Below are 20900 nucleotides of genomic sequence, written 5' to 3'. Positions count from 1 at the left end.
GCTCACTCCTGGGTCGCCGCGTTGATGGGGGCACCCTCCAGGAGGCTCTCCGTGACGCCGAACTCCTCGCCGAGCTCGGCGAACGTCCCGTCCTCCTGGAGCTGCAGCAGCGCGGCGACGAAGGCGTCCCGCAGCTCGGTCTCGTCCTTGCGGAACAGGGCGCCGCCGGGCACCTCGTTGAAGAAGTCGCCGGCCTGCTCGAACTGGCCCCCCGAGGTGCTCACGGCGTAGCCGATCACCGGGCTCACGTTGAGCGCGGCGGGCGCACGGCCGGAGCTGATCGCGGTCTGCACGTCGGTGGGGTCCTGGACGACGAGCTTGTCGACCGGTTCCTGCCCGGCCGCCACGCACTCCTCGCTCAACGCGTCGGCCGTCCGCTCGCCCTGGCTGGCGGCGCCCACGACGGTGGTCACCCCGCAGAGGTCCATCGGCTCCTCGATGCCCTCGGGGTTGCCCTGGGGGACGAGGATCCCGGCGCCCACCTCCATGTAGTCCACGAAGTCCACCGACTGCTCCCGCTCCGCGGTGTCCACCACGAAGGACATGACGGTGTCGTAGCGGTCGGCCTCGAGCCCGGCGATCAGGCCGGTGAAGTCACCGGGGCTGAACTCGGCCTCCAGGCCCATCAGCCCGGCCGCGGCCCGGGCGAGCTCGACCTCGAACCCGGTGAGCGTCCCGTCGTCGGAGGAGATGACCATCGGTGCCACCCCGGCGTCCACGCCGACGGTGAGGACGCCGGACTCCCGGAGCTCGTCGGGCACGAGTGCGGCGATCTCGTCGTCCTGCTCGACCGACGGGGCCGCAGCTTCGGCCTCCTCGTCGGACGACCCGCCGCAGGCCGCCAGGGTCACGGTCGTACCCAGCGCGATGGTCAGGGAAAGAGCACGGAGCGGACGCACAGTCGGCCTCCAGTGGTCGGGCGTCTTGGTAGGACCAAGTCACCCCGTTGAGGGATGGTGTCGGTGAGTCTGGGGTCACACTGAACGGACTGTAAAGACTTCTGACGCAAGTTCTGAGAATGAGACGTGGGCGTAACCTCCGCGACGACTGGCACCCCGTGCCACGTCCGAGGTCGTAGGCGAACGACGTATTGGTCCTACCAAGGAGATCGAGTGGAGACAGGCGCCGCGTCGTCCGGGCAGACCTCGCGAGCGGATGCCGTCTCCTCCCGTCTGGAGCGGCTGATCCTGGACGGGACGCTCGGCCCGGGCGACCGGCTGCCCCCGGAGCGGGAGCTCGCCGGGTCGCTGGGCGTCTCTCGCGGCTCGGTCCGGGAGGCGCTGCGCGACCTGGAGGTCCGCGGGCTCGTCGACCGCACCCGGGGTCGCGGCACGACCGTGCTGCGCCCGGGCGGGACGCTCACCGGCCTGGCGCTGGCCGGCGGGCTCGACGCGAACCAGATCGAGCTCGCGCAGGTGATGGACGTGCGGGCCTGCATCGAACCCTCGGTCGCCGGCCGCGCCGCGCGGCACGCCACCGCACAGGGGGTCGCCCAGCTGGAGGCGCTGCTGGTGGAGATGGAGGGGGAGAGCCGGCCGGCCCACTTCGCCCGGCTGGACCGGACCTTCCACCGGGCGATCGCGCAGTACAGCAACAACCCGCTGCTGGTGCGGCTGCACGACCGCGTGCAGGAGCTGACCGAGCCCAGCCGCCGCGAGCACCTGCTCACCGCCGACCGGATGCGCTCCTCGCGCCGTGAGCACGAGCGGATCGCAGCCGCCATCCGGGCGGGCGACGAGGCGGGCGCCGTCGCGGCCGCCGCGGCCCACGTCGCGAGCGTGCAGCGCCGGGTCTCGGGTCCCTGACCCGCGTCGCAGCGCCGCCGTGCCGACTCGCGACGGACGACGGTGGCCGTGGTCGCCCCAAACTCTGTACGCTGCGTTCAGATTCCGAGGACCATCAGCGCATGGCGCGGAACCCGCTCGCTGAGGAAGAAGGCGTCATGTCGACCGACAGCTCGTCCGTGGCCGATGCGCTCCGTGCGCGCCGGTCGAAGGTCATCGGCCCGCACTCGCCGCTGTTCTACGACGAGCCGCTGCACGTCGTCGGCGGGCACGGTGTGTGGCTGACGGGGGCCGACGGCGTCGACTACCTCGACGCCTACAACAACGTCCCGCACGTGGGGCACTGCAACCCCGTGGTCGTCCGCGCCATCGCCGAGCAGGCGGCGCGGCTCAACGTGCACACCCGGTACTTGCACGATCCCGTCGTCGACTACGGCGAGATGCTGCTCGCGACCTTCGCGCCGCACCTCGACAAGGTGTTCTTCACCAACAGCGGCTCGGAGGCCAACGAGCTCGCCCTCCGGATCGCCCGCCAGCACACCCGGTCGACCGGTGTCCTGGTCACCGACTTCAGCTACCACGGCAACACCACGTCGCTGGCGGAGATGACCACCGGGCTGACGGTCGCGGAACCGCTCGGCTCCCACGTCCGCGCGCTGCGGATCCCCGACGTCCTCTCCGACCCCCGGAGCCCCGACGTCCTCCTCGCGGAGGGGCTCGAGGAGGCGGCCGCCGCCGTCGCCTCGCTGCGGGCGGCCGGTCACGGCCTCGCGGCGCTGCTGTTCGACCCGCTCTTCACCACCGAGGGCCTGCTGCACCCGCCGGCCGGGTACGTCGAGGGCCTGGCCGACCTGGTCCACGGCGCCGGGGGGCTGGTCATCGCCGACGAGGTGCAGTCGGGGTTGGGCCGTTCCGGCTCGGCGTTCTGGGGGCACGAGCTGCACGGCATCCGGCCCGACCTGGTCACGATGGGCAAGCCGCTCGGCAACGGGCACCCGCTCGGCGGCGTGGTCACCACGACCCGGCTGCTGGACGAGTTCGGCAGCGCCAACATGTACTTCAACACCTTCGCCGGGAACCCGGTCTCCGCCGCGGCCGGCGCGGCCGTCCTCCGGGAGACGGCGGACCGGGAGCTGCAGGCCGGCGCCGCCGAGCTCGGCCGGCACGCCCGCAAGACGCTGGAGGAGCTGGCCGCCGACCGGCCGAGCGTCGGCGCCGTCCGCGGGACCGGTCTGTTCTTCGGCCTCGAGCTCGTCGACGACGACGGCCGGGCGAGCGCAGGTCGCGCCAAGCGCGTCGTGGAGGACATGTTCCGGCGGGGTGTGCTGATCAGCCGGATCGGGCCGCGGGACAACGTGCTCAAGATCCGGCCGCCCATGGTGTTCGAGCACGAGCACCTGGAGCTCCTGGTCGACCGGCTCGCCGCGAGCCTCGACGAGGCGGAGGTCGCCGTCCGGTGACGCCCACCGGCCGGGGTCTCCGGTCGGCGGCGCCCGGTCACCCCTCCGTAGGGTGTCGATCACAGCTGACGGGAGGGGTGGCCGGATGGCGTCGTCGCAGGATGCAGCCCGGGAGGGGACCGGGCGGCTCTCGCTCCGCGAGCAGAACCGGCTCCGCACCCGGCGCGTGCTGCTCGACGCCGCCCTCGAGGTCTTCGCCGAGCGGGGCTTCGGCGGGGCCACGGTGGAGGCGATCGCGGCCGAGGCAGGGGCGTCCAAGGTGACGCTCTACGCCTACTTCCCGGCCGGCCGCGACGACCTCTTCCGCACGCTCTACGAGGAGGTCAACGAGGAGCTGCTCGACCGGGTGGCGGCCTCGCACGGCCAGGCCTCCGGCTTCGTGGACAAGGTGGCCGCTCTCGCCCGACCCCTCCTGGAGATCGGCGCGCGGCCGCTCATCGGGCGGTTCTACTCCAACAGCGACCCGAGCGTGGAACCGGCGCTGGCACCCGTGCGGGGACACGCCTCCCGGGTCGTCGCCAAGCTCATCGCCGAGGACGTCGCCGAGGCGCGCGCCGCCGGTGTCATGGCCGCCGGGGTCGAGCCGGCGACGCTGGCCGCCCTCCTCGTGGGCGCATCGCGCGCTGCGCTGGTGGAGGTGGCCGAGGACCCCGGCCGGTCCGAGGAGCTCGTGGCCGGCATCGTCGCGCTGGCGACGGGTCTGGTCCGCCCGGACCACTCCTGAGCTGACCGCGCTGCGGGCGGTCGGAGACATTCGTGAACGCAACGTAAAGGGTCTTGACCGCGCGTTCATGTAGCTGTCAGTCTTCCGCTCCAACAGCGCAGTCGGGTGCGGCAGGCCCGAGCCCGGCGCATCGACGACCCGCCGGTCAGCCGGCAGGCAGGGGAGCAGTCACGTGGCGCTCATCGACGAGACCGCGGCGCGGCGCGTCATCGCCGAGGCCCTCGACTCCTACGGGCTGGCCGGCGCCACCCTGCACTTCGTCAAGTACCGCGAGAACCACGTGTTCCGGGCCGAGCGGGCGGGGGAGTCCTTCGCCGTCCGCCTGCACCGGCCCGGGCTGCACGCCACCTCCGCGGTGATCTGCGAGCTCGGCTACCTGCTGGCCCTCCGCCAGCGGGGCTTCCCCGTGCCCGAGCCGATCCGCACCACCTCCGGCGAGCTGGTGCACCTCGTCGGCGACGGCGCGGGCGAGCAGTACCAGGTCGACGTGCAGCGGTGGGTCGAGGGAGCCGCCCCCCTCGGGGACTGCGGCGAGGCGTTCGACGGCAGCAGCCCGCTGGACCCCGGCGTCTTCCATCGGCTCGGCCAGCTGGCGGGGGAGCTGCACAACCACCTGCAGGACGTCGGCCGGCTCCCCGGCTTCAGCCGCGCGGCGTGGGACCTGGACGGCCTGGTGGGGGAGAAGGCCCTGTGGGGCGACCCGCTCGGGCTCGACGCCCTGTCCGCCGAGGAGCGGCACGTGCTGGGCGCGGCCGTTGCCCGCCTGACGTCGTCACTGGCCGCCCTGGGCACCGGACCGGACGTCTACGGCGTCATCCACGCCGACTTCACGCCGGAGAACATCCTCCTGGCCGACGGCGAGCTCGTGCTCATCGACTTCGACGACTTCGGTGAGGGCTGGCACCTGTTCGAGCTCGCCACCATCCTCTTCTTCTACCGCCCGCACCCGCGCTTCGCCGAGTACTCCGACGCCGTCGTCGCGGGGTACCGGACCCGCCGGACCCTCGGGGACGAGCAGCTGCGCCACTGGACCGGGATGCTGCTGGCCCGCGGGCTCACCTACCTGGGCTGGGCGGCCGAACGGCGCGGCGACGAGACCGCCGAGTGGCTCGCCGAGCACGTGCGGCCGGTCGTCGTCACCCTCGCGCGGGACCACCTCGCCGAGCCCGGTGAGCCGGCGCGACACCCCAGCTGATCCCGGTCGGCGCGACGCAGGGACGGTGCGGGTCGCACGCACGGTGACCCACCGTCACGTCTGCGAGCTCGACGGGCAGGTGACGCTGGGACCACCTAGTGTCCTCGTGTGCCTGTGCCTGCTGGAACGGGACCGGGCTGGCTCGAGGTGATCGCGGCGCAGTTCGACGCCGTCATCGAGAGCGCGCCCCTGGGCATCGGTCTGTTCGACCTGCAGTTGCGCCACGTCCGGGTCAACCCGGTGCTGGCGGAGATGAACGGGCTCCCGGTGGAGCAACTGCTGGGGCGCACCCCCTCCGAGCTGCACCCGGAGGTGGGCGGTGAGGCCGAAGCGCTCTACCGGGAGGTGCTGGACTCCGGCCGGCCGCGGCGGGACGTCCCGCTGACCGGCGCGGTGGGGACCCGACCCGGCGAGCTCCGCCACTGGAACGTGAGCTTCTTCCCCGTCCGGCACGCGGACGAGGTGATCGGCCTGTGCGTCCTGGTGGCCGACGTGACCACCGAGCGCGAACTCGCCCAGGCACTCGCCGCCTCCGAGGAGCGGTACCGCCGTCTCGCCGAGGACCTGCAGAGCAGCCTGCTCCCGCCGCACCTGCCCCACCTGCCGGGAGCCGACGTGGCCGCGGTCTACCAACCCAGCTCGGCGAGGGCCACCGTCGGCGGCGACTTCTACGACCTGATCGAGCTCGACGGCTCCTCGTGGCTGATGGTCATCGGCGACGTCGAGGGCACCGGGCCGGTCGCCGCGGCGCGCACCGCCGCCGCCCGCTACGCGATCCGCGCTGCCGTGGTGCGCACCACCGACCTGGTGGACGTCCTCCGCACGGTCAACGAGGTGCTGCTGCGGCAGGGCGCCCCCAACGGCACGTGCACCATCGCCTGCGTCCTGGCCGAACGCATCGCGGACCGGGTCGAGCTGCGGGTGGTGTCCGCCGGCCACCCCCTGCCGCTGGTCCTGCGGGACGGCACCGGTGCGGTGGAGGAGCTGGGTGCGCCGGGGAGCCTGCTGGGCATCCTCCCCGGGATCGACCTCCCGGTGGCGACCACGACGCTGAGGGGCGGCGACGTGCTCGTCCTCTACACCGACGGCGTCACCGAGGCGCGCTACCGGGACGGCGAGGGAGCCGTCCACCAGTTCGGCGAGGAGCAGCTGCGGTCGGTGCTCGCCGCGGCTCGGGGCGGCAGCGCGGTGGACGTCGCCGCCGCGGTGGAGGCCTCGGTCATGGAGTTCCAGCGAGGTCGCCGCGCCGACGACCTCGCCGTGCTGGTCCTCCGCGCCACCGGTGGCAGCTGACCCCCGCCGCTGCTCCATTGCGGTCGCACGACTCCATTGCGGTCGCACGACGAGCTCCTTGCGATCCGACGACCGGCCTCGTGTCACCCGTCGGCGAGACGGTCGCTGGGCCAATCTCCACTCATCGAGGCAGCAGCGCAGCTGCCGTTCATCGTGGAGGTGTTCCTGTGTCCGAGCTCCTGGACCACTCGGTCGTCGTGCAGGCCAGCGCACTGGCCCGGATGTCCTGCTGTGTCGCGTGCGGCGGGCAGGACGTCGGTGACTTCCCCGGCGAGTTCGACCCGCAGGACTGGGTGGCGGTCCTCGTCTGCCTGAGCTGCGGCCACCGGTGGTCGGTCAACTGCTGAGCGGCGGGCAGCAGCGGAGCTGACCACCCCGGGAGGCCTGCGCCTGGACACACGATCTCCGCGGGCGGCCGCTGTCGGGCCCGGGAGGTCGTCGCCACACGGGGAGCCGGACGGACGACCCGCCGACCGGGTCAGCGGAAGGGCGCGGAGATCCCGAGGTCCTCGAGGGCGGCGTGCACCTGCCGGGCGTGCCGGTGGGCGTAGCGCAGGGCGGGGCTCCCCGGCGGGTGCTCCTCGACGTCCACCGGCAACCCACGGGCGACCAGCTGGTCGGCCACCGCCCGGGTCGTCGCGGCGTCGTCGGCGAACGAGAAGCTCGTGGTCGTGCCGGCCCACTTCCGGCGGTCGAGAGCGACCAGGCCGGTCAGGACGACGACCGGTCCGAGCGCGGCGCCGAGCACCGGTGGCCGGCTCGTCCACCGTGAGGCCAGCGCACCGGTGGCCGCGGCGGCCAGGCAGGCGCCACCGAGCGCGCTGAACCCGACGGCGTTCAGCCGGGCGGTGCGCAGGAAGTGGCGCCGGGGCAGTCGGTGGCGCGCGCTGAAGGCGGCGTAGGAACGGTCCATCCCGACACTGTCCCCGACCGCACCGCCACCCTCCACTCCTCGTGCCTGCAGGCGTTGGCCACGCCGGCAGAGGGGAGGAGAGTGGTGGCGAGCGCGTGCACGAGGACCGTGTCGCAGACATCGAGGGAGAACTGGCCATGGCCCCCTCATCTCCGGGAGCGTGCGTACTGACCGCCGTCTCGCTCGTCGGCGTCCTCGGCTACTCGGCCTGGCAGGGCCCGATCCTGTGGGAGGACAGTGGCTCGATCGTCTTCCTGCTGTTCGGGGTGCCGGCGGTGTTCGCGGCCGTGGCGCTGGGGGTCGAGTGCGCCAGCCGGACGATGCTGGCCCCGGCGGTCGTCGCGGTCCTCGCGGTGGCGTCCCTCGTGTGGTCGCTGGTCACGGCGCTCGGCGTCGGCTTCGGGCTCCTGGTGCCCTCGCTCCTCCTGCTGGTCGCCGCGATGATCTCCTGGGTCGACCGGCGGCCGGAGCGCGCGACCCGATCGCGGAGCTGATCGAGGGCGACGGTCAGCGCGGTCGTGTGGCCTGGCGGTCCAGCCAGGTGACCACCAGCGCGTGCGGGAGCGTCAGCGCGGCCAGCAGGGGCAGGTCGGTGGCGACGAACCCGAGCCAGCCGTCGGCGGCGGACCAGAGGACGCCGAGGACGACGAGGACGACGGCGGTGGGCAGGGCAGCCTGGACGGCGAAGCGACGCACTGGCGCCCCGAGCCGGCCGGCGGTGAGGTCTGCGGTGTTCGCAGGGTCCTCGGCGATGACGCGGGCGAGGTGCCGCACGGAGTGCCAGGCGCCGAAGTAGGCGCCGAAGGCGGCGAACGGCGGCACGACCACGACGAGGGCCAGCAGGACCAGCACCTCCAGCGCCTCCAGCCGACGGCCGGAGAGCGCCAGCGTCAGGCCCAGCAGCGCGGCAGCAGGCAGGGCCAGGCTCAGGACGAGGACCGGGACCCACGGGGGCAGCACCCCGTCGCTGCCGGGGACGACGGCCGAGACGACGGCCGCCGCCTCGGCCGTGCCGCGGACCAGCGGGACGAGCAGCACGACGCCGCCCAGCACGACGGCGATCGCCGTCCGCTGGCTCACCGGCCGGGCGGCGCGCAGGTCGGCGAAGGCGGTCTCCCCGGTGCCGAAGTGCCAGGCGGACAGCGCCACGAACACGAGCAGGGCGGGGCCGGGTGCCCACTGGAACAACGCGTAGGCGATTGCGGCCAGTGCCCCGTAGAGGAGGGCGAAGACGCCGAGCCGGGGAAGGCCCCAGCCCAGCAGATGGGCCGGGGCCAGGTGGTCGACCGCACCGTGCGGGAGGCCGAGGAGCAGCCCGGCGACCAGGGGCACCCAGGCCAGTTCGCCCCAGCCGCCGGGCACCAGCAGCTCGACGAGGAGCACGGCCGTGACGGCTCCGAGGGAGACGTGCGTCGCCGCACGTGCCGGGAGGTCGAACGGGCGGACGGCCCGCCCGGGTGCGGGGGCCCCGCGGGGCCCCCGCACCCGGACGGGCAGGAGGGACACCGTCAGCTCCGGGAGGTGGTCCGGGGCGTCTCGGTGGCGCCGCGGTCCACGACGGGGGCGGGGTCGACGACGCGGGCGTGCACCGTCTCGCGGTGCGCGGGGGCCTCGTGCTCGACGCGGTTGTCCGAGAAGTGCGTGAGCAGGGCCGGCGAGACCTTGCCGAGCTGCGGCAGGACGCCGTCGCTCTTCTTCACGTTGCTGACCCAGACGTCCTCGGGGTGGGACTCGTCGCCCTCGATGACGTCCTCGGCCGTGCGCAGCTTGGCGACCTTGTGGATCAGGACGCCGAAGCCGACCTTGGCCAGCACGTCGGCGGCGGAGTAGGCCAGCTGCATGCCGGTCAGCCACCCGGGGGTGACCTCGAAGAAGACCGGGACGGCGTACACCAGCGGGTAGACCCCGAAGGTGCCCAGCAGCACGATCGTGGCGTTGCGCAGGCTGGCGCCGGCCTCGCTGCCCATCGAGGACATCGAACCGCGCACGGCACCGATCAGGGCGATGTACAGGTAGATGTAGAAGACGGTGGAGATGCAGCCCCACAGCACCAGCGTGCCGGTGTCCCGCCCCTGCTGCAGCACCTGGGAACCCAGGTAGCCGGTGATGATCATCAGGAACGCGGCGGCCATCGTGGTGAAGCGCAGGCTGCGGGCCTTGGCGCCGGCGATCGAGCACACCGCGAGCAGTTCGGCGGTCAGCAGCGGAACGGTGATCGACCAGTCCATGTAGCGCGGGGCCAGGGTGAACCGGGCCTCCTCGTTCGGCACGTAGACGTTGCTCACCAGGGTGAAGCCGGAGTCCCACTTCAGGAACAGCACCAGGTAGGACACCATCGCGACACCGGCGATGCAGAGGCCGGCGAGCACTGCGGGGCGGTACCGCGCACCGATCTCGCTCTTGGTGTTCCAGCTGTAGACGAAGTAGGCGAAGAAGGCGAACCCGGCGACGACCAGCGAGTACAGCACCAGGTCGTACAAGCCGAGCGGCATGACCTGCAGCTCGGGCACGGGGTGGTCGAACGGCGTCATCCAGTCTCTCCAGAGTCGGACGAGGGGCGCGGCTCACCTCGTCGGACGAGGGAGGCGAGCCCGGGGCCCAGTGCAGGCACCGGGGAGAAGGGCCGTGGCTTGGCTCCGGGCCAGCTCTACCCGACCATGCAGTGCACAACCGTTCACCCGGAGCGCGATCGGGACACCGGCCCGCGTTCAGGCGGACAGGCCGGTGTAGGTCGGCGTCGCCTCCTCGCCGTCCCAGGTGACCCGGAACTCGAAGGCCGTCTCGAGGTCGGCGAGGTACTGGTCGGCCTCCGCCTCGGTGATCGTGCCGTCGGCCAGCAGCGTGTCGATCGCCACGGCGTACTTGTCGACCATGCCGTCGATGAGCTCCTGCGGGTCGATGCCCAGGTCCTCGGCGACCTCGGCCAGGCCCTGCCCGGCCTCCATCCGGACGTGCAGCTCCTCGTGGGTGATGCCGAGGACCTCGTCGAGGACGTCCTCCACCGGCTGGTGGCCGCGGTGCAGGTCCAGGCTGGGATCGCCGTAGGCGTCCTGCACCAGCTCGACCAGCTGCTCCTCGGTGGTCACCGAGGAGACGTCGACCGACCCGCCGGGGCCGCCCTGGCCGCCGCCGGGCAGCCCGCCGCCGAAGCCGGCCTCCTCGGGCGTCGGGTCGGTGGAGCCGGTCGACTCGGTGGAGCTGGTCGACGTGCTGGCGGTGGCCGCGTCGTCGGTCGTCCCGCAGGCGGCCAGCGGGAGGGCGAGGGAGAGGACCAGGGCGGCCACGGTGGTGCGGATCTTCACGGGGGAGTCCTGTCGGTCGGGGTCGTCGGGGGACGACCGGGTGGTGTGCCGACCACGCTGGACGGGCCGCCTCTGCGCTCGACCTGTGCTGCCTGTGTGCTCGCTGAGTCGTCCCTAAACGACCCACACGCCGTCCTCAGCCCGGGCACAGCCGAGCCGGACACGGTCGATGCCATGACGACGCGCCCTCCCCGTGCCCTGGCACGCACCGTCCTGACCGGCGTGCTGACCGGCGGCCTCGCCCTGCTCACCGCCGGCACCGCCCAGGCGCACAGCCTCACCAGCAGCACGCTCGCCGTCCGGGTCGGCGAGGAGCAGGTCGGGACGACCGTCTCGGTCGCCACCGACACCCTCGACGCGGTGCTCGGGGGCGCGGCGACCGACGCGGCGGTGACCAGCTACCTCGCCGAGCACCTGACCGTCACGGGCACCGACGGGAGCACCTGGACCGAGACCTGGTCGCCGGTGGTGCGCGAGACGGTGGAGGGCATCGACTCCTACCGCGTCGACGTCGTGCTGGACCCCGGCGGCACCGACCCGTCGGCGTTCACCCTCGCCTACGACGGCGTCCTGGAGGCCGACGCCTCCCACGAGGCGGTGGTCGTGCTGACCGACGCCGCCGGGGACGTCTCCACCGCCGGCGTGCTCACCGCCACCGACGACACCCTCACCATCGGCGACACGGCCACCGGGACCCTGGGGACCGGCCTGACCGACATGGTCGGGTACGGCCTGCACCACGTGCTGGAGGGCGCGGACCACCTGCTCTTCCTGCTGACCCTGTTGCTGGTCGCGCCGGTGGTCGCCGTCGCCGGCCGGTGGCGGCGCGGGGACGGCGTGCGGCCCACGCTGCGCTCGGTGCTGGCGGTGGTCACCGCCTTCACCGTCGGGCACTCGCTGACCCTGCTCGCCTCCGCGCTGGGCTGGGTGACCGCGCCCAGCGCGCCGGTCGAGGTGCTGATCGCGGTGTCGGTGGGCGTCGCCGCCGTGCACGCGCTGCGCCCCCTGGCCCGCCGCGGCGAGGTGCTGGTGGCCGGGGGGTTCGGCCTGGTGCACGGGCTGGCCTTCGCCGGGATCCTCACCGACCTGGGGCTGGGCGGCGCCACCTCGGTGCCCGCGCTGCTGGCGTTCAACGTGGGCGTCGAGCTGGCCCAGCTGCTCACCGTCGCCCTCGTCTTCCCCTCGCTGTACCTGCTCTCCCGCACCCGCTGGTACCCCGCCGTCCGCACCACCGGCGCGCTGGTCGCCCTGATGGCCGCGACGACGTGGGCGCTGGACCGGCTCGGCCGGCTGGCTGACCCGCTGGCCGGGGTGGAGGAGGCGCTGGTCGCGCACCCGTGGTGGGTGGTCGCCGGCCTGGCTGCCCTGGCCGCGGTCGCGCGCGTGTCCGAGCCGGCGGTGCACGCGGACGACGCCGTCCGAGCGGTCGACCGTCCCGCGCCCGTCAGGGTCCCGTGACCGACCAACGGTCCGGGTGGCGCCGCTCCCGGGTCAGCCGCGGAGTGCCCGCCGCTGGAGGAGGGCGGCCAGCCGCGGGTAGGTGGCGGGGAGCAGCCGCACCAGCAGGTCGACGACCTTCGCGTCCTTGCCGACCAGCACCCGGGACCGGCCGGCCTCCACGCCGTCGACGATGATCCGGGCCGCCTGCTCGGCGGGCATCCGCAGCAGCTTCTCCTCGTACATCCGCGCCCGCGCCTCGTCCTCCGGCGTGACCGTCCCGTGCTGCCGGGTGTGCTCCAGCGCCGCCGCCGAGATGCCGGTGCGCACACCACCGGGGTGGACGACGGTGACCTGCACCGGGTGCCCGGCCAGCAGCATCTCGCTGCGCAGGGACTCGGTGAACCCGCGGACGGCGAACTTGCTCGCGCTGTAGGCGTTGAGCGAGGCCTGGCCCATGACCCCGTTGAGGCTGGACAGGTTGACCACGTGCCCGTCCCCGGAGGCGATGAGGTGGGGGAGGAACGCCTTGGTGCCGTGCAGGACGCCGAAGAGGTTGATGCCCAGGATCCGGTCGTAGTCGGCCCAGTCGCTGTCCAGCACCGTGCCCCCGCCGGCGACCCCGGCGTTGTTGTAGACCTGGTGCACCACCCCGAAGTGGTCGGCCACCGTGGCCGCGTGGGCCAGCACGGCGGCGCGGTCGGCGACGTCGAGGACCGCGCTGTGCACCTCCGCACCCAGTGCCCGCGCGCGGGCCGCGGTCTCGGCCGCCCGGTCCCCGTCCACGTCGGACACCGCCACCCGGGCACCGCGCCGGGCCAGCTCGAGGGCCAGCTGCCGGCCGATGCCCGACCCGGCGCCGGTGACGACGGCCACCTTGCCCTGCACGCTGCTCATCGGGGATCTCCTGTCGGTGCCAGCGGCGCCAGCGGGGCGCCGGTGCTGCGGGCGAGGTCGGTGGTGAGGTCGACGAGCTGGTCGACGACGCCGGGGGCCAGGTGGTGGCCCAGGTCGGGGAGCTCGACGAACCGGGCGCCGGGGACGGCGGCCGCCGTCGCCCGGCCACCGCTCGGGTGCACCATCCGGTCGGCCGACCCGTGCACCACGAGGGTGGGGGCGGTGATCCGCCGCAGCTCCGCCGTCCGGTCGCCGGAGGCCTGGATCGCGCTGATCTGCCGCGGCACACCGGCCCGGGCGCGCACGCCGCCGCCCCGTTCCCACAGCCCCAGTGCCCACGCCCGCTCGAGGTCGTCGTCGGGCAGGGCGGTCGGGGAGCCGATGTGCCGCAGCAGGGAGAGGTGGCGCTCGACCGACTCCTCGACCGTGCGCGCCGGCGCCTGGGCCAGCCGCACCAGCGTGGAGCGGGCCGGCTGCCCGATCCGCCGGCTCCCGGTGGTGGAGAAGATCGACGTCAGGCTGGCGACCCGGTCCGGGTGCCGCGCGGCGAGCGTCTGGGCGATCATGCCGCCCATCGACATCCCGACCAGGTGGACCCGGTCGACCGCCAGGTGCTCCAGCAGCCCGTGGGTGTCCGCCGCCATGTCCGCGAGGTCGTAGGCGTCCGGCCGGGGCCGGGCCAGCAGCTGGCGCAGCCGACCTGGAGATCGGGTGCCGGTCGAGCTGGACCGGCCGATGTCCCGGTTGTCCAGGCGGATGACGCGGAAGCCGTGACCGGTGAACCCCTCGACCATCCGCTGCGGCCACGAGGTGAGGTCCAGGCCGAGGCCGGCGATGAGCAGCAGGGGCACCCCGTCGTCCGGGCCGTCGGTGCGGTAGCACAGCCGCGGGCCGGCGGGCAGGTCGACGAACCGGTCCAGGTCCGCGGCGCTCACGCGGCTGCCCGCGCGGCGTCGCTGGAGCGGGAGAAGAGGAGCTCCGGGTCGACGACGCTGTCGGCCCGGAGCAGCTTGACGTCGGACCGGTAGTCCATCGAGGTCAGCCACGGCATCCGGTCACCCTGGCGCGGCAGCTGGTGCACCGCCCGCTGGACGTATCCGGCCGCGAAGTCCAGGAACGGCCGGGTGGGCATCTCCGGGTCGCGGGGCTCGGGGCGGACGCTGTCGTACCCGTGCGCGTCCAGGTGGCTCAGCAGCCGGGTGAAGTGCTCGCAGAGCAGCCCGATCTTCAGCGTCCAGGAGCTGTTGGTGTAGCCGACCGCGAAGGCGAGGTTCGGTACGCCGGACAGCATCATCCCCTTGTAGGCGACGGTCTCGGGCAGCTGCACCTCGCGGCCGTCGACGGTGAACTGCACGCCGCCGAAGGCCTGCAGGTTCAGCCCGGTGGCGGTGACGATCACGTCGGCCGGCAGCTCCCGGCCCGACGCCAGCAGCACCCCGGTCTCGGTGAAGGTGACGATCCGGTCGGTGACGACCTCGGCGCGGTCCTCGCGGATCGCGCGGAACAGGTCGCCGTCCGGCACGGCGCACAGGCGCTGGTCCCACGGGCCGTACGGCGGGTTGAAGTGCTCGTCGACCGGATAGCCCGCGGGCAGCTGCTTGGCGTTGACCCAGCGGATCAGCTTCCGGGCCCGCTCCGGGTGCCGCTGGCAGAACTGCCAGACCAGCCGGCCCTTGGCGATGTTCTTGCGGCGGATCAGCGGGTGGGCACGCTCCTCGCCCAGCACCCGGCGCAGCCGGTTGGCCAGCTTGTCCTCGGCCGGCACCGGCATGACGTAGCTCGGCGTGCGCTGCAGCATGGTGACGGACGCCGCCGTCTCGGCCAGCGCCGGGACGAGGGTGACCGCGGTGGCCCCGCTGCCGATGACGACGACGCGCTTGCCCGCGGTGTCCAGGTCCTCGGGCCAGTGCTGCGGGTGCACGAGCTGGCCGCCGAACCGCTCGCGCCCCTCGAAGTGCGGGGTGAAGCCCTCGTCGTAGCGGTAGTAGCCGCCGGCGACGAACAGCCAGCCACAGGTGAGCGCGGTCCGCTCGCCGGTGTCGGTGCGCTCCACCTCGACGGTCCACCGCGCCTGCTCCGAGGACCACGACGCGGCGACCACCCGGGAGTGGAAGCGCACGTGGCCGTCGATGCCGTGCTCCGCGGCGGTGCTGCGCAGGTAGTCGAGGATCCGGTCGGCGCCGGCGATGGACTGCGGGTCCCGCCACGGCGCGAACTCGTAGCCGAAGGTGTGCAGGTCGGAGTCCGAGCGGATGCCCGGGTACCGGAACAGGTCCCAGGTGCCGCCGGTGGCGCCACGGGCCTCCAGCAGCGCGAAGCTGCGCTGCGGGTGGTCGCGCTGCAGGTAGTACGCGGCGCCGATGCCGGAGAGGCCGGCGCCCACGATCAGGACGTCGAGGTGCTCGACGGGGGTCGGGGTGCTCATGGTCGCTCCAGGTCAGCAGGGACGGCGCTGTCTCGACTCTCTGCGACGGAAGGGCGTTCCGCCAGCACGATCAGCACCGTTGTCGAGGTGAGACGGTGCACGATGAACCGGTGACCTCCGAGTGGACCACCCCGTCGCCGACTGTCCGGGAGCTCTTCCGGCGCGGTGCCGAGCTCGCCCTGGACCCGCGGGCCGAGTGGGTCGCCGAGATGCACACGGCGGCGTTGAGCGGGTCCGGGATGCGCCCGGTCGCCGAGGACCCGGTGCTCGCCGAGGGGGCCAGGCGGGCCAACCGCGCCAACCTGCTGCGCTGGGCGGCGGCCAACGTGGAGCGCCCCGGGGAGCGGGTGCCGGTGGACCTGGGGCCCGAGGTGCTGGAGGGTGCCCGGGACCTGGTCCGGCGCGGGCTGGACCACCGGGGCCTGGACGCGTACCGCACGGCCCAGGCGGTCGCCTGGCGCCGGTGGATGGAGATCTGCTTCCGGCTCACCGCGGACACCGCCGAGCTGCGTGAGCTGCTGGACGTGTCGGCGCGGTCGATCAGCACGTTCATCGACGACACCGTGGCGGCGGTGTCCGCCCGGATGGCCGCCGAGCGCGCCGAGCTGACCCGCGGCGCGCACGCCGAGCGCCGGGCCACGGTGTCGCTGCTGCTGGAGGGTGCGCCGCTGTCCCGGGCCCGGGCCGAGGCGCAGCTGGGCTACGGCCTCACCGGGCCGCACACCGCCGTCGTCGTCTGGAGCGAGGCCGCCGGCGCCGGTTCCGACCAGCTGGAGGCCGCGGCGGAGGCGGCCATGCGGGCCGGTGGTGCCGCCCGGCGGTTGACCGTGGTGGCCGGTGCGGCCGCGCTCTGGGTGTGGCTGCCGATCGGTCGCGCGCCCGAGGTGGACGCGGTGGCCGCCGGGCTGGCCGGCGCCCCCGACGTCCGGGTGGCCGTGGGGCGGCCGGGGGTCGACGTCGAGGGGTTCCGGCGCAGTCACCTGGACGCGGTCACCACCCAGCAGATGCTCGACCGGCTCACCTCGACCCAGCAGGTCGCCCGCTACGAGGACGTGCAGCTGGTGGCGCTGCTCACCAGCGCTCCCGACCGGGTCGAGGAGTTCCTCACCGACACCCTCGGTGGCCTGCTGGGGGCGGATGCGGACACCCGCGACACGGTGCGCGTCTACGTCCGCGAGCTCGGCAACGCCACCCGGGCGGCGACGTTGCTGTTCACCCACCGCAACACGGTGCTCCGCCGGCTGGCCCGGGCCGAGCAGCTCCTGCCGCGGCCACTGGCGGAGAACACGATCGCCGTCGCCGCCGCGCTGGAGGTGCTGCGCTGGCGCGGCGACGGGCCCTGACCGGTCGGCGGGTCCTGGCCCGTCGCTCCGTCACGCCGAGGTCGGGACGGGCTCACCGCTCCTGGGATGTGCAGAGCATCACATTTTCTCTTGTTCACCGATCCCCCCTCTGGTTTCCTCATGCGCAGTCCGTTTCGGATGGCGCAACACGAAATGGGGAGTGTCATGGACGAGATGCGCGACGGGGAAGCCTCGCCTTCCCGCCGACGGGGCCGGTCGGAGGCCGCCGGGGCTGAACCGGTGTCCGGCGGTGACGCCACCGGGACAGCGGGGGAGGACCCCGCCGTCCACGTCGCAGACGTGACCGTGACCGGGGTCCACCCGGCCATCGCGGAGCCGCCGCCCTGTGTCGCCGACCGGCACTGGGCCGTGGACCGGGTCCTGTTCGCCATCGCGGCGGCCATGGCGCTGGGCTTCGTGGCCTGGGGCTTCGTGACCCCCACGGGACTGGGCACCGTGAGCGGTTCGGTCCTCGGCTGGGTCACCGGGAACCTCGGCTGGCTCTTCGTGCTGCTGGCGTCGGCACTCGTGGTCTTCGTCATCTGGCTGGCGGCCGGGAGGTTCGGGCGGATCCCGCTGGGCCGCGACGGCGAGCGGCCGGAGTTCCGCACCATCTCGTGGGTCGCGATGATGTTCAGCGCCGGCATGGGCATCGGGCTGATGTTCTACGGCGTCGCCGAGCCACTGTCGCACTACGTCGCCCCGCCGCCGTTCACGACCGAGGGCGAGACGGAGATGGCGATCGAGACGGCGATGGCGACCACGCTGTTCCACTGGACCCTGCACCCTTGGGCGATGTACGCCGTCGTCGGGCTGGCCATCGCGTACGGGACCTTCCGCCGCGGGCGTCGTCAGCTGATCAGCTCCGCGTTCATCCCACTGCTCGGTGAGCGGAGGGCGGCCGGCCCGACCGGCCGCGCCATCGACGTCCTGGCCATCTTCGCCACGCTGTTCGGGTCGGCGGCCTCCCTCGGCCTCGGTGCCCTGCAGATCGGCAGCGGGTTCGAGATCCTCGGCTGGGCCGGGGACCTCGGCAACGGCCTCCTGGTCGCGATCATCGCCGTCCTGACCGCCGCCTTCGTCGCCTCGGCCGTCTCCGGCATCGCCCGCGGGATCCAGTGGCTGGCCAACACCAACATGGTCCTGGCGCTGATCCTGGCGGTGTTCGTCTTCGTGTTCGGCCCCACGGTCTTCATCCTGAACCTGATCCCCGATGCGGTGGGCAGCTACGTCTCCGACCTCGGCGCCATGGCCGCACGGACGGAAGCCACCGGCGGGGACCCGATGGCCGACTGGCTGCGCGGCTGGACGGTCTTCTACTGGGCCTGGTGGATCAGCTGGACGCCGTTCGTCGGGTTGTTCATCGCCCGGATCAGCCGGGGGCGCACGATCCGTCAGTTCGTCACGGGCGTGCTCCTGGTGCCCAGCATGGTCAGCCTGCTGTGGTTCGTCGTCTTCGGCGGGGCCGGGATCGCCGCTCAGCGCGACGGTGTCGACGTCGCCGGCCAGGGCACCACGGAGGGGCAGCTGTTCGCCGTCCTGGAGCAGTACCCCCTGGCCACCGCGGCGACCGTGCTGGTGATGGTCCTCGTGGCGATCTTCTTCGTGTCCGGTGCGGACGCGGCCTCGATCGTCATGGGGTCGCTCTCCCAGCGCGGCACCCTGGAGCCGAGCCGTCCGGTCGTCGTCTTCTGGGGCATCGTCATGGGTTCCGTGGCGGCGATCATGCTGCTGCTGGGCGAGGACGGCGCAGCCCTCACGGGGCTGCAGAACCTGACGATCATCGCGGCCCTGCCGTTCGCGCTCGTCATGGCGGCCATGGCGGTGAGCCTCGTCAAGGACCTGCGGCGCGATCCCCTCATGCTGCGCGGCAGCTACGCCACCTCGGCGATCGAGCAGGCCGTCGTCGACGGCATCAGCCGCCACGGCGCTGACTTCGTCCTCTCGGTGGAACCCGCCCGGCCGTCCGGTGCACAGGCGGCTGCACCCGCGCCGACGCCGTCCGGCGCACCGGACCCGGAGACGGGCGGCCGGCTGGTGGTCCGCGCGGACGGCACCGTCGTGTCGGACGCGAGCGCGCCCGGTGCTGCGCAGAGCCAGCCCGCGGCGGCGCCCGTCGGCCGTCCGCTGGATCCGCGCGACTAGCAGTTCGGGCCGGCGGGTGCGGGCCCCGGCACCGGAGCGGCCACGTGTTGCTCCGGTGTCGGGGAGGCGCCGTGTCGAGGAGCCGCTCCGGAGCCCGAGGGGTCGGCTCCGGTGAGGGGGCCACCCGCGAGCTGCCTGGGGTGGGGGAGTGCACCCGGGAGCGGCGGAGTGCACCGGGGTCCTGTTGCAACAGTGACGGAATCAAGCCTGTCCGAGGATGACGGCGTGATGCGCGACCTCGCGGCCCGATCCGGGACTGGACCGGGCCACCGCCGCGGTCACGGATGTCCCGACCCGCCGGCGCGCGTGCGCTGCGAGCGACCCGGCGGCTGGTCTCTCGGGTGATCGGGCGAGCCCCGATCGGGGGTGGTGAGAGGTCAGGACCCGGCGGGAACGGCCGTGCGCAGCTGGCGACGCCAGCGGGTGAAGAGGCGGGGCTGGTTCATCGCGAGGACGGCCACGGGCTGCCCGTCGCGTTCGTAGACCACGAGGAAGCTGTGATCCGCGCAGCTCCCCTCGAGGACGCGCACGTCGTCGCCCTGGCGGCGCGACCCCGCGAACTGGATGCGGGCGCCGTACTGGTCGGACCAGAAGTAGGGCACCGGCGTCGGCGCCGGCGCGCCGGTGCCGAGCAACGTGGCAACCGCGGTGGCCGGTTGCTCGAGCGCGTTGGCCCAGTGCTCGATGCGCACGTGGCGCTCCGCAGCGACCGACCAGGTCGCAGCGCAGTCGCCGACCGCGACGACGCCCGGGATGTTCGTGGCCCCGCGTGCGTCGGTCAGCACCCCGTTGCCGAGGGCCACGCCCGAGCGGGCCAGCCACTCGATGTTGGGTGCTGCGCCGATCCCCACGACGACCACGTCGGCGGGCAGGCGGGTGCCGTCGGTCAGCTCGACGGCCTCGACCCGGTCGGTGCCGACCAGGCCGGCGACCCCGGTGCCGGTCAGCAGGCGGGTGCCGTGTGCGGCGTGCAACTCGGCGCAGACCGTGCCCATCTCGGCCCCCAGCGGGCCCGCGAGCGGCACCGGCTGCGACTCGACGACGGTGACCTCCAGCCCGAGGGTGCGGGCCGTGGAGGCGACCTCCGCTCCGATGAAGCCGCCGCCGATCACCACGAGTCGTTCGGCGGTGGCGAGGTCCGCGCGCAGGGCGTTCGCGTCGTCCAGGCAGCGCAGCACGTGCACCCCGCCGAGCCCCTCGCTGCCGGGCAGGAGCCGGGCGCGGGCCCCCGTGGCCAGCACGACGCCGTCGGCCCGGACCTCGCTGCCGTCGGCGAGCAGCACCGATCGGCTGAGGTGGTCCAGCCCGATCGCCGTGGTCTGCAGCCGCCACTCGAGGTCGAGGTCGGCGTCGTCGGGGGCACCCAGGAGGATGTCGTCCAGCGACGCCGAGCCGGCCAGGAACTCCTTGGACAGGGGTGGGCGGTCGTAGGGCGGGTGCACCTCGTCGCCGATGAGCACGATGCGACCGTCGTAGGACTGCTCCCGCAGCGCGCGTGCAGCCGAGAGGCCGGCCAGGGAGGCGCCCACCACGGCGACCGTGCGGCTCATGCGGCACCGTCCTCGGCGTGTCCCCGCAGCACGTAGACCATGCCGTCCTGGACGAGCACCCGGTGCGTGCGGACCGGCGTCTTCGCCGGTGGGCCGGACACCTTCCCGGTGCGCAGGTCGAAGCACGAGGCGTGCAGTGGGCACTCCACGGCGCAGCCGTCCAGCCAGCCGTCGGCCAGCGAGGCGTCCTGGTGCGTGCAGGTGTCGTCGATGGCGTAGAAGTCGCCGTCGACGTTGAAGACCGCGATGGGCTCGTCGGCCTCGATGCGGGTCGCCTCGCCGGGGGGCAGTGCGGTCGTGGGACAGACCGGGATCATGGGCACTCCAGGCGCGATTCGTTGCGTAGTAAGCAACTGCCAGCCGATAGCGCAACAGCATGACGGTGCTTCACGGCATCGTCAAGACGTGACCGAGAGGGGCTGGCGAAGCGCG

Annotated in this window: 20 protein-coding genes; 10 read left to right on the top strand and 10 right to left on the bottom strand. The window is 73.5% G+C overall.

The features are described 5' to 3' along the window. Window positions 1-2: 2 nt before the first annotated feature. A complete protein-coding gene (locus tag O2W16_RS18700) occupies window positions 3-851 on the bottom strand; it encodes an ABC transporter substrate-binding protein (protein ID WP_269160334.1) in 849 nt (282 codons plus the stop codon). A 261-nt stretch (window positions 852-1112) separates the two neighbouring features. Here O2W16_RS18700 and O2W16_RS18695 point away from each other — a divergent pair, with 261 nt between their 5' ends. From O2W16_RS18695 to O2W16_RS18670, 6 genes are all read left to right on the top strand, one after another. Further along, the gene (locus O2W16_RS18695) at window positions 1113-1805 is read left to right on the top strand and encodes a FadR/GntR family transcriptional regulator (RefSeq protein ID WP_269160333.1); all 693 of its coding nucleotides are present in this window, start codon (window positions 1113-1115) and stop codon (window positions 1803-1805) included. Window positions 1806-1942: 137 nt separating this feature from the next. Next, window positions 1943-3244, top strand: coding sequence for an aspartate aminotransferase family protein (locus O2W16_RS18690; RefSeq protein WP_269160332.1), 1302 nt, complete (start codon window positions 1943-1945; stop codon window positions 3242-3244). An 85-nt stretch (window positions 3245-3329) separates the two neighbouring features. After that, complete coding sequence (locus O2W16_RS18685; protein ID WP_269160331.1) at window positions 3330-3968, top strand: TetR/AcrR family transcriptional regulator; 639 nt, start codon at window positions 3330-3332, stop codon at window positions 3966-3968. 172 nt (window positions 3969-4140) lie between these two features. After that, window positions 4141-5163, top strand: coding sequence for a phosphotransferase enzyme family protein (locus O2W16_RS18680; protein WP_269160330.1), 1023 nt, complete (start codon window positions 4141-4143; stop codon window positions 5161-5163). Between the two features lie 147 nt (window positions 5164-5310). Further along, window positions 5311-6456, top strand: a complete 1146-nt coding sequence (locus tag O2W16_RS18675; protein ID WP_269160329.1) for a PP2C family protein-serine/threonine phosphatase — start codon at window positions 5311-5313, stop codon at window positions 6454-6456. A gap of 167 nt (window positions 6457-6623) precedes the next feature. Next, window positions 6624-6803 (top strand): hypothetical protein, encoded by a 180-nt coding sequence (locus tag O2W16_RS18670; protein ID WP_269160328.1) that lies wholly within the window; start codon window positions 6624-6626, stop codon window positions 6801-6803. A 131-nt stretch (window positions 6804-6934) separates the two neighbouring features. On the opposite strand, the gene O2W16_RS18665 is transcribed toward O2W16_RS18670, so the two are convergent. Further along, a complete protein-coding gene (locus O2W16_RS18665; protein ID WP_269160327.1) occupies window positions 6935-7369 on the bottom strand; it encodes a hypothetical protein in 435 nt (144 codons plus the stop codon). Between the two features lie 137 nt (window positions 7370-7506). Between O2W16_RS18665 and O2W16_RS18660 the strand changes: the two genes are divergently transcribed. Continuing rightward, window positions 7507-7863 carry a hypothetical protein gene (locus tag O2W16_RS18660; protein ID WP_269160326.1) on the top strand — a complete coding sequence of 119 codons (357 nt, stop codon included), beginning with the start codon at window positions 7507-7509 and terminating at the stop codon, window positions 7861-7863. A 13-nt stretch (window positions 7864-7876) separates the two neighbouring features. Here O2W16_RS18660 and O2W16_RS18655 read toward each other — a convergent pair whose 3' ends face one another. The 3 genes from O2W16_RS18655 to O2W16_RS18645 form a co-directional block, all read right to left on the bottom strand. Then, entirely contained in the window at window positions 7877-8875 is a 999-nt protein-coding gene (locus tag O2W16_RS18655; RefSeq protein WP_269160325.1) for a Brp/Blh family beta-carotene 15,15'-dioxygenase, read from the bottom strand. A gap of 2 nt (window positions 8876-8877) precedes the next feature. Then, window positions 8878-9900 carry a bacteriorhodopsin gene (locus tag O2W16_RS18650; protein WP_269160324.1) on the bottom strand — a complete coding sequence of 341 codons (1023 nt, stop codon included), beginning with the start codon at window positions 9898-9900 and terminating at the stop codon, window positions 8878-8880. A gap of 177 nt (window positions 9901-10077) precedes the next feature. Continuing rightward, window positions 10078-10671 carry a hypothetical protein gene (locus tag O2W16_RS18645; RefSeq protein ID WP_269160323.1) on the bottom strand — a complete coding sequence of 198 codons (594 nt, stop codon included), beginning with the start codon at window positions 10669-10671 and terminating at the stop codon, window positions 10078-10080. Window positions 10672-10845: 174 nt separating this feature from the next. Between O2W16_RS18645 and O2W16_RS18640 the strand changes: the two genes are divergently transcribed. Continuing rightward, complete coding sequence (locus O2W16_RS18640) at window positions 10846-12129, top strand: HupE/UreJ family protein (protein WP_269160322.1); 1284 nt, start codon at window positions 10846-10848, stop codon at window positions 12127-12129. Window positions 12130-12162: 33 nt separating this feature from the next. On the opposite strand, the gene O2W16_RS18635 is transcribed toward O2W16_RS18640, so the two are convergent. Genes O2W16_RS18635 through O2W16_RS18625 form a run of 3 tightly spaced genes read right to left on the bottom strand, consistent with a single transcriptional unit; the run spans window position 12163 to window position 15430 of the window. Then, window positions 12163-13005, bottom strand: a complete 843-nt coding sequence (locus O2W16_RS18635; RefSeq protein WP_269160321.1) for an SDR family NAD(P)-dependent oxidoreductase — start codon at window positions 13003-13005, stop codon at window positions 12163-12165. Continuing rightward, on the bottom strand, window positions 13002-13940 hold the full coding sequence (locus O2W16_RS18630) for an alpha/beta fold hydrolase (RefSeq protein WP_269160320.1): 939 nt from the start codon (window positions 13938-13940) through the stop codon (window positions 13002-13004). The genes O2W16_RS18635 and O2W16_RS18630 overlap by 4 nt, the downstream gene beginning before the upstream one ends. Next, window positions 13937-15430: a flavin-containing monooxygenase gene (locus O2W16_RS18625; protein WP_269160319.1), complete on the bottom strand. Its 1494-nt coding sequence runs from the start codon at window positions 15428-15430 to the stop codon at window positions 13937-13939. The genes O2W16_RS18630 and O2W16_RS18625 overlap by 4 nt, the downstream gene beginning before the upstream one ends. A gap of 110 nt (window positions 15431-15540) precedes the next feature. Here O2W16_RS18625 and O2W16_RS18620 point away from each other — a divergent pair, with 110 nt between their 5' ends. Next, window positions 15541-16773: a PucR family transcriptional regulator gene (locus tag O2W16_RS18620; RefSeq protein ID WP_269160318.1), complete on the top strand. Its 1233-nt coding sequence runs from the start codon at window positions 15541-15543 to the stop codon at window positions 16771-16773. A gap of 300 nt (window positions 16774-17073) precedes the next feature. After that, window positions 17074-18918 carry a BCCT family transporter gene (locus O2W16_RS18615; RefSeq protein WP_269160317.1) on the top strand — a complete coding sequence of 615 codons (1845 nt, stop codon included), beginning with the start codon at window positions 17074-17076 and terminating at the stop codon, window positions 18916-18918. Window positions 18919-19295: 377 nt separating this feature from the next. On the opposite strand, the gene O2W16_RS18610 is transcribed toward O2W16_RS18615, so the two are convergent. Then, window positions 19296-20468: an NAD(P)/FAD-dependent oxidoreductase gene (locus O2W16_RS18610; protein WP_269160316.1), complete on the bottom strand. Its 1173-nt coding sequence runs from the start codon at window positions 20466-20468 to the stop codon at window positions 19296-19298. After that, window positions 20465-20785: a bifunctional 3-phenylpropionate/cinnamic acid dioxygenase ferredoxin subunit gene (locus O2W16_RS18605; protein ID WP_269160315.1), complete on the bottom strand. Its 321-nt coding sequence runs from the start codon at window positions 20783-20785 to the stop codon at window positions 20465-20467. The genes O2W16_RS18610 and O2W16_RS18605 overlap by 4 nt, the downstream gene beginning before the upstream one ends. Between the last annotated feature and the right edge of the window lie 115 nt (window positions 20786-20900).

Origin of the sequence: Modestobacter sp. VKM Ac-2984 (assembly GCF_026967985.1) — a bacterium.
Lineage (GTDB): Bacteria > Actinomycetota > Actinomycetes > Mycobacteriales > Geodermatophilaceae > Modestobacter.
This window is presented reverse-complemented; position numbering and strand designations above follow the sequence as displayed.

Coding starts and splice junctions, on each gene's coding strand:
- O2W16_RS18690 (WP_269160332.1), top strand. CDS start 1,943: ATGTCGACCGACAGCTCGTCCGTGGCCGATGCGCTCCGTGCGCGCCGG.
- O2W16_RS18685 (WP_269160331.1), top strand. CDS start 3,330: ATGGCGTCGTCGCAGGATGCAGCCCGGGAGGGGACCGGGCGGCTCTCG.
- O2W16_RS18665 (WP_269160327.1), bottom strand. CDS start 7,369: ATGGACCGTTCCTACGCCGCCTTCAGCGCGCGCCACCGACTGCCCCGG.
- O2W16_RS18660 (WP_269160326.1), top strand. CDS start 7,507: ATGGCCCCCTCATCTCCGGGAGCGTGCGTACTGACCGCCGTCTCGCTC.
- O2W16_RS18650 (WP_269160324.1), bottom strand. CDS start 9,900: ATGACGCCGTTCGACCACCCCGTGCCCGAGCTGCAGGTCATGCCGCTC.
- O2W16_RS18640 (WP_269160322.1), top strand. CDS start 10,846: ATGACGACGCGCCCTCCCCGTGCCCTGGCACGCACCGTCCTGACCGGC.
- O2W16_RS18635 (WP_269160321.1), bottom strand. CDS start 13,005: ATGAGCAGCGTGCAGGGCAAGGTGGCCGTCGTCACCGGCGCCGGGTCG.
- O2W16_RS18625 (WP_269160319.1), bottom strand. CDS start 15,430: ATGAGCACCCCGACCCCCGTCGAGCACCTCGACGTCCTGATCGTGGGC.
- O2W16_RS18610 (WP_269160316.1), bottom strand. CDS start 20,468: ATGAGCCGCACGGTCGCCGTGGTGGGCGCCTCCCTGGCCGGCCTCTCG.
- O2W16_RS18605 (WP_269160315.1), bottom strand. CDS start 20,785: ATGATCCCGGTCTGTCCCACGACCGCACTGCCCCCCGGCGAGGCGACC.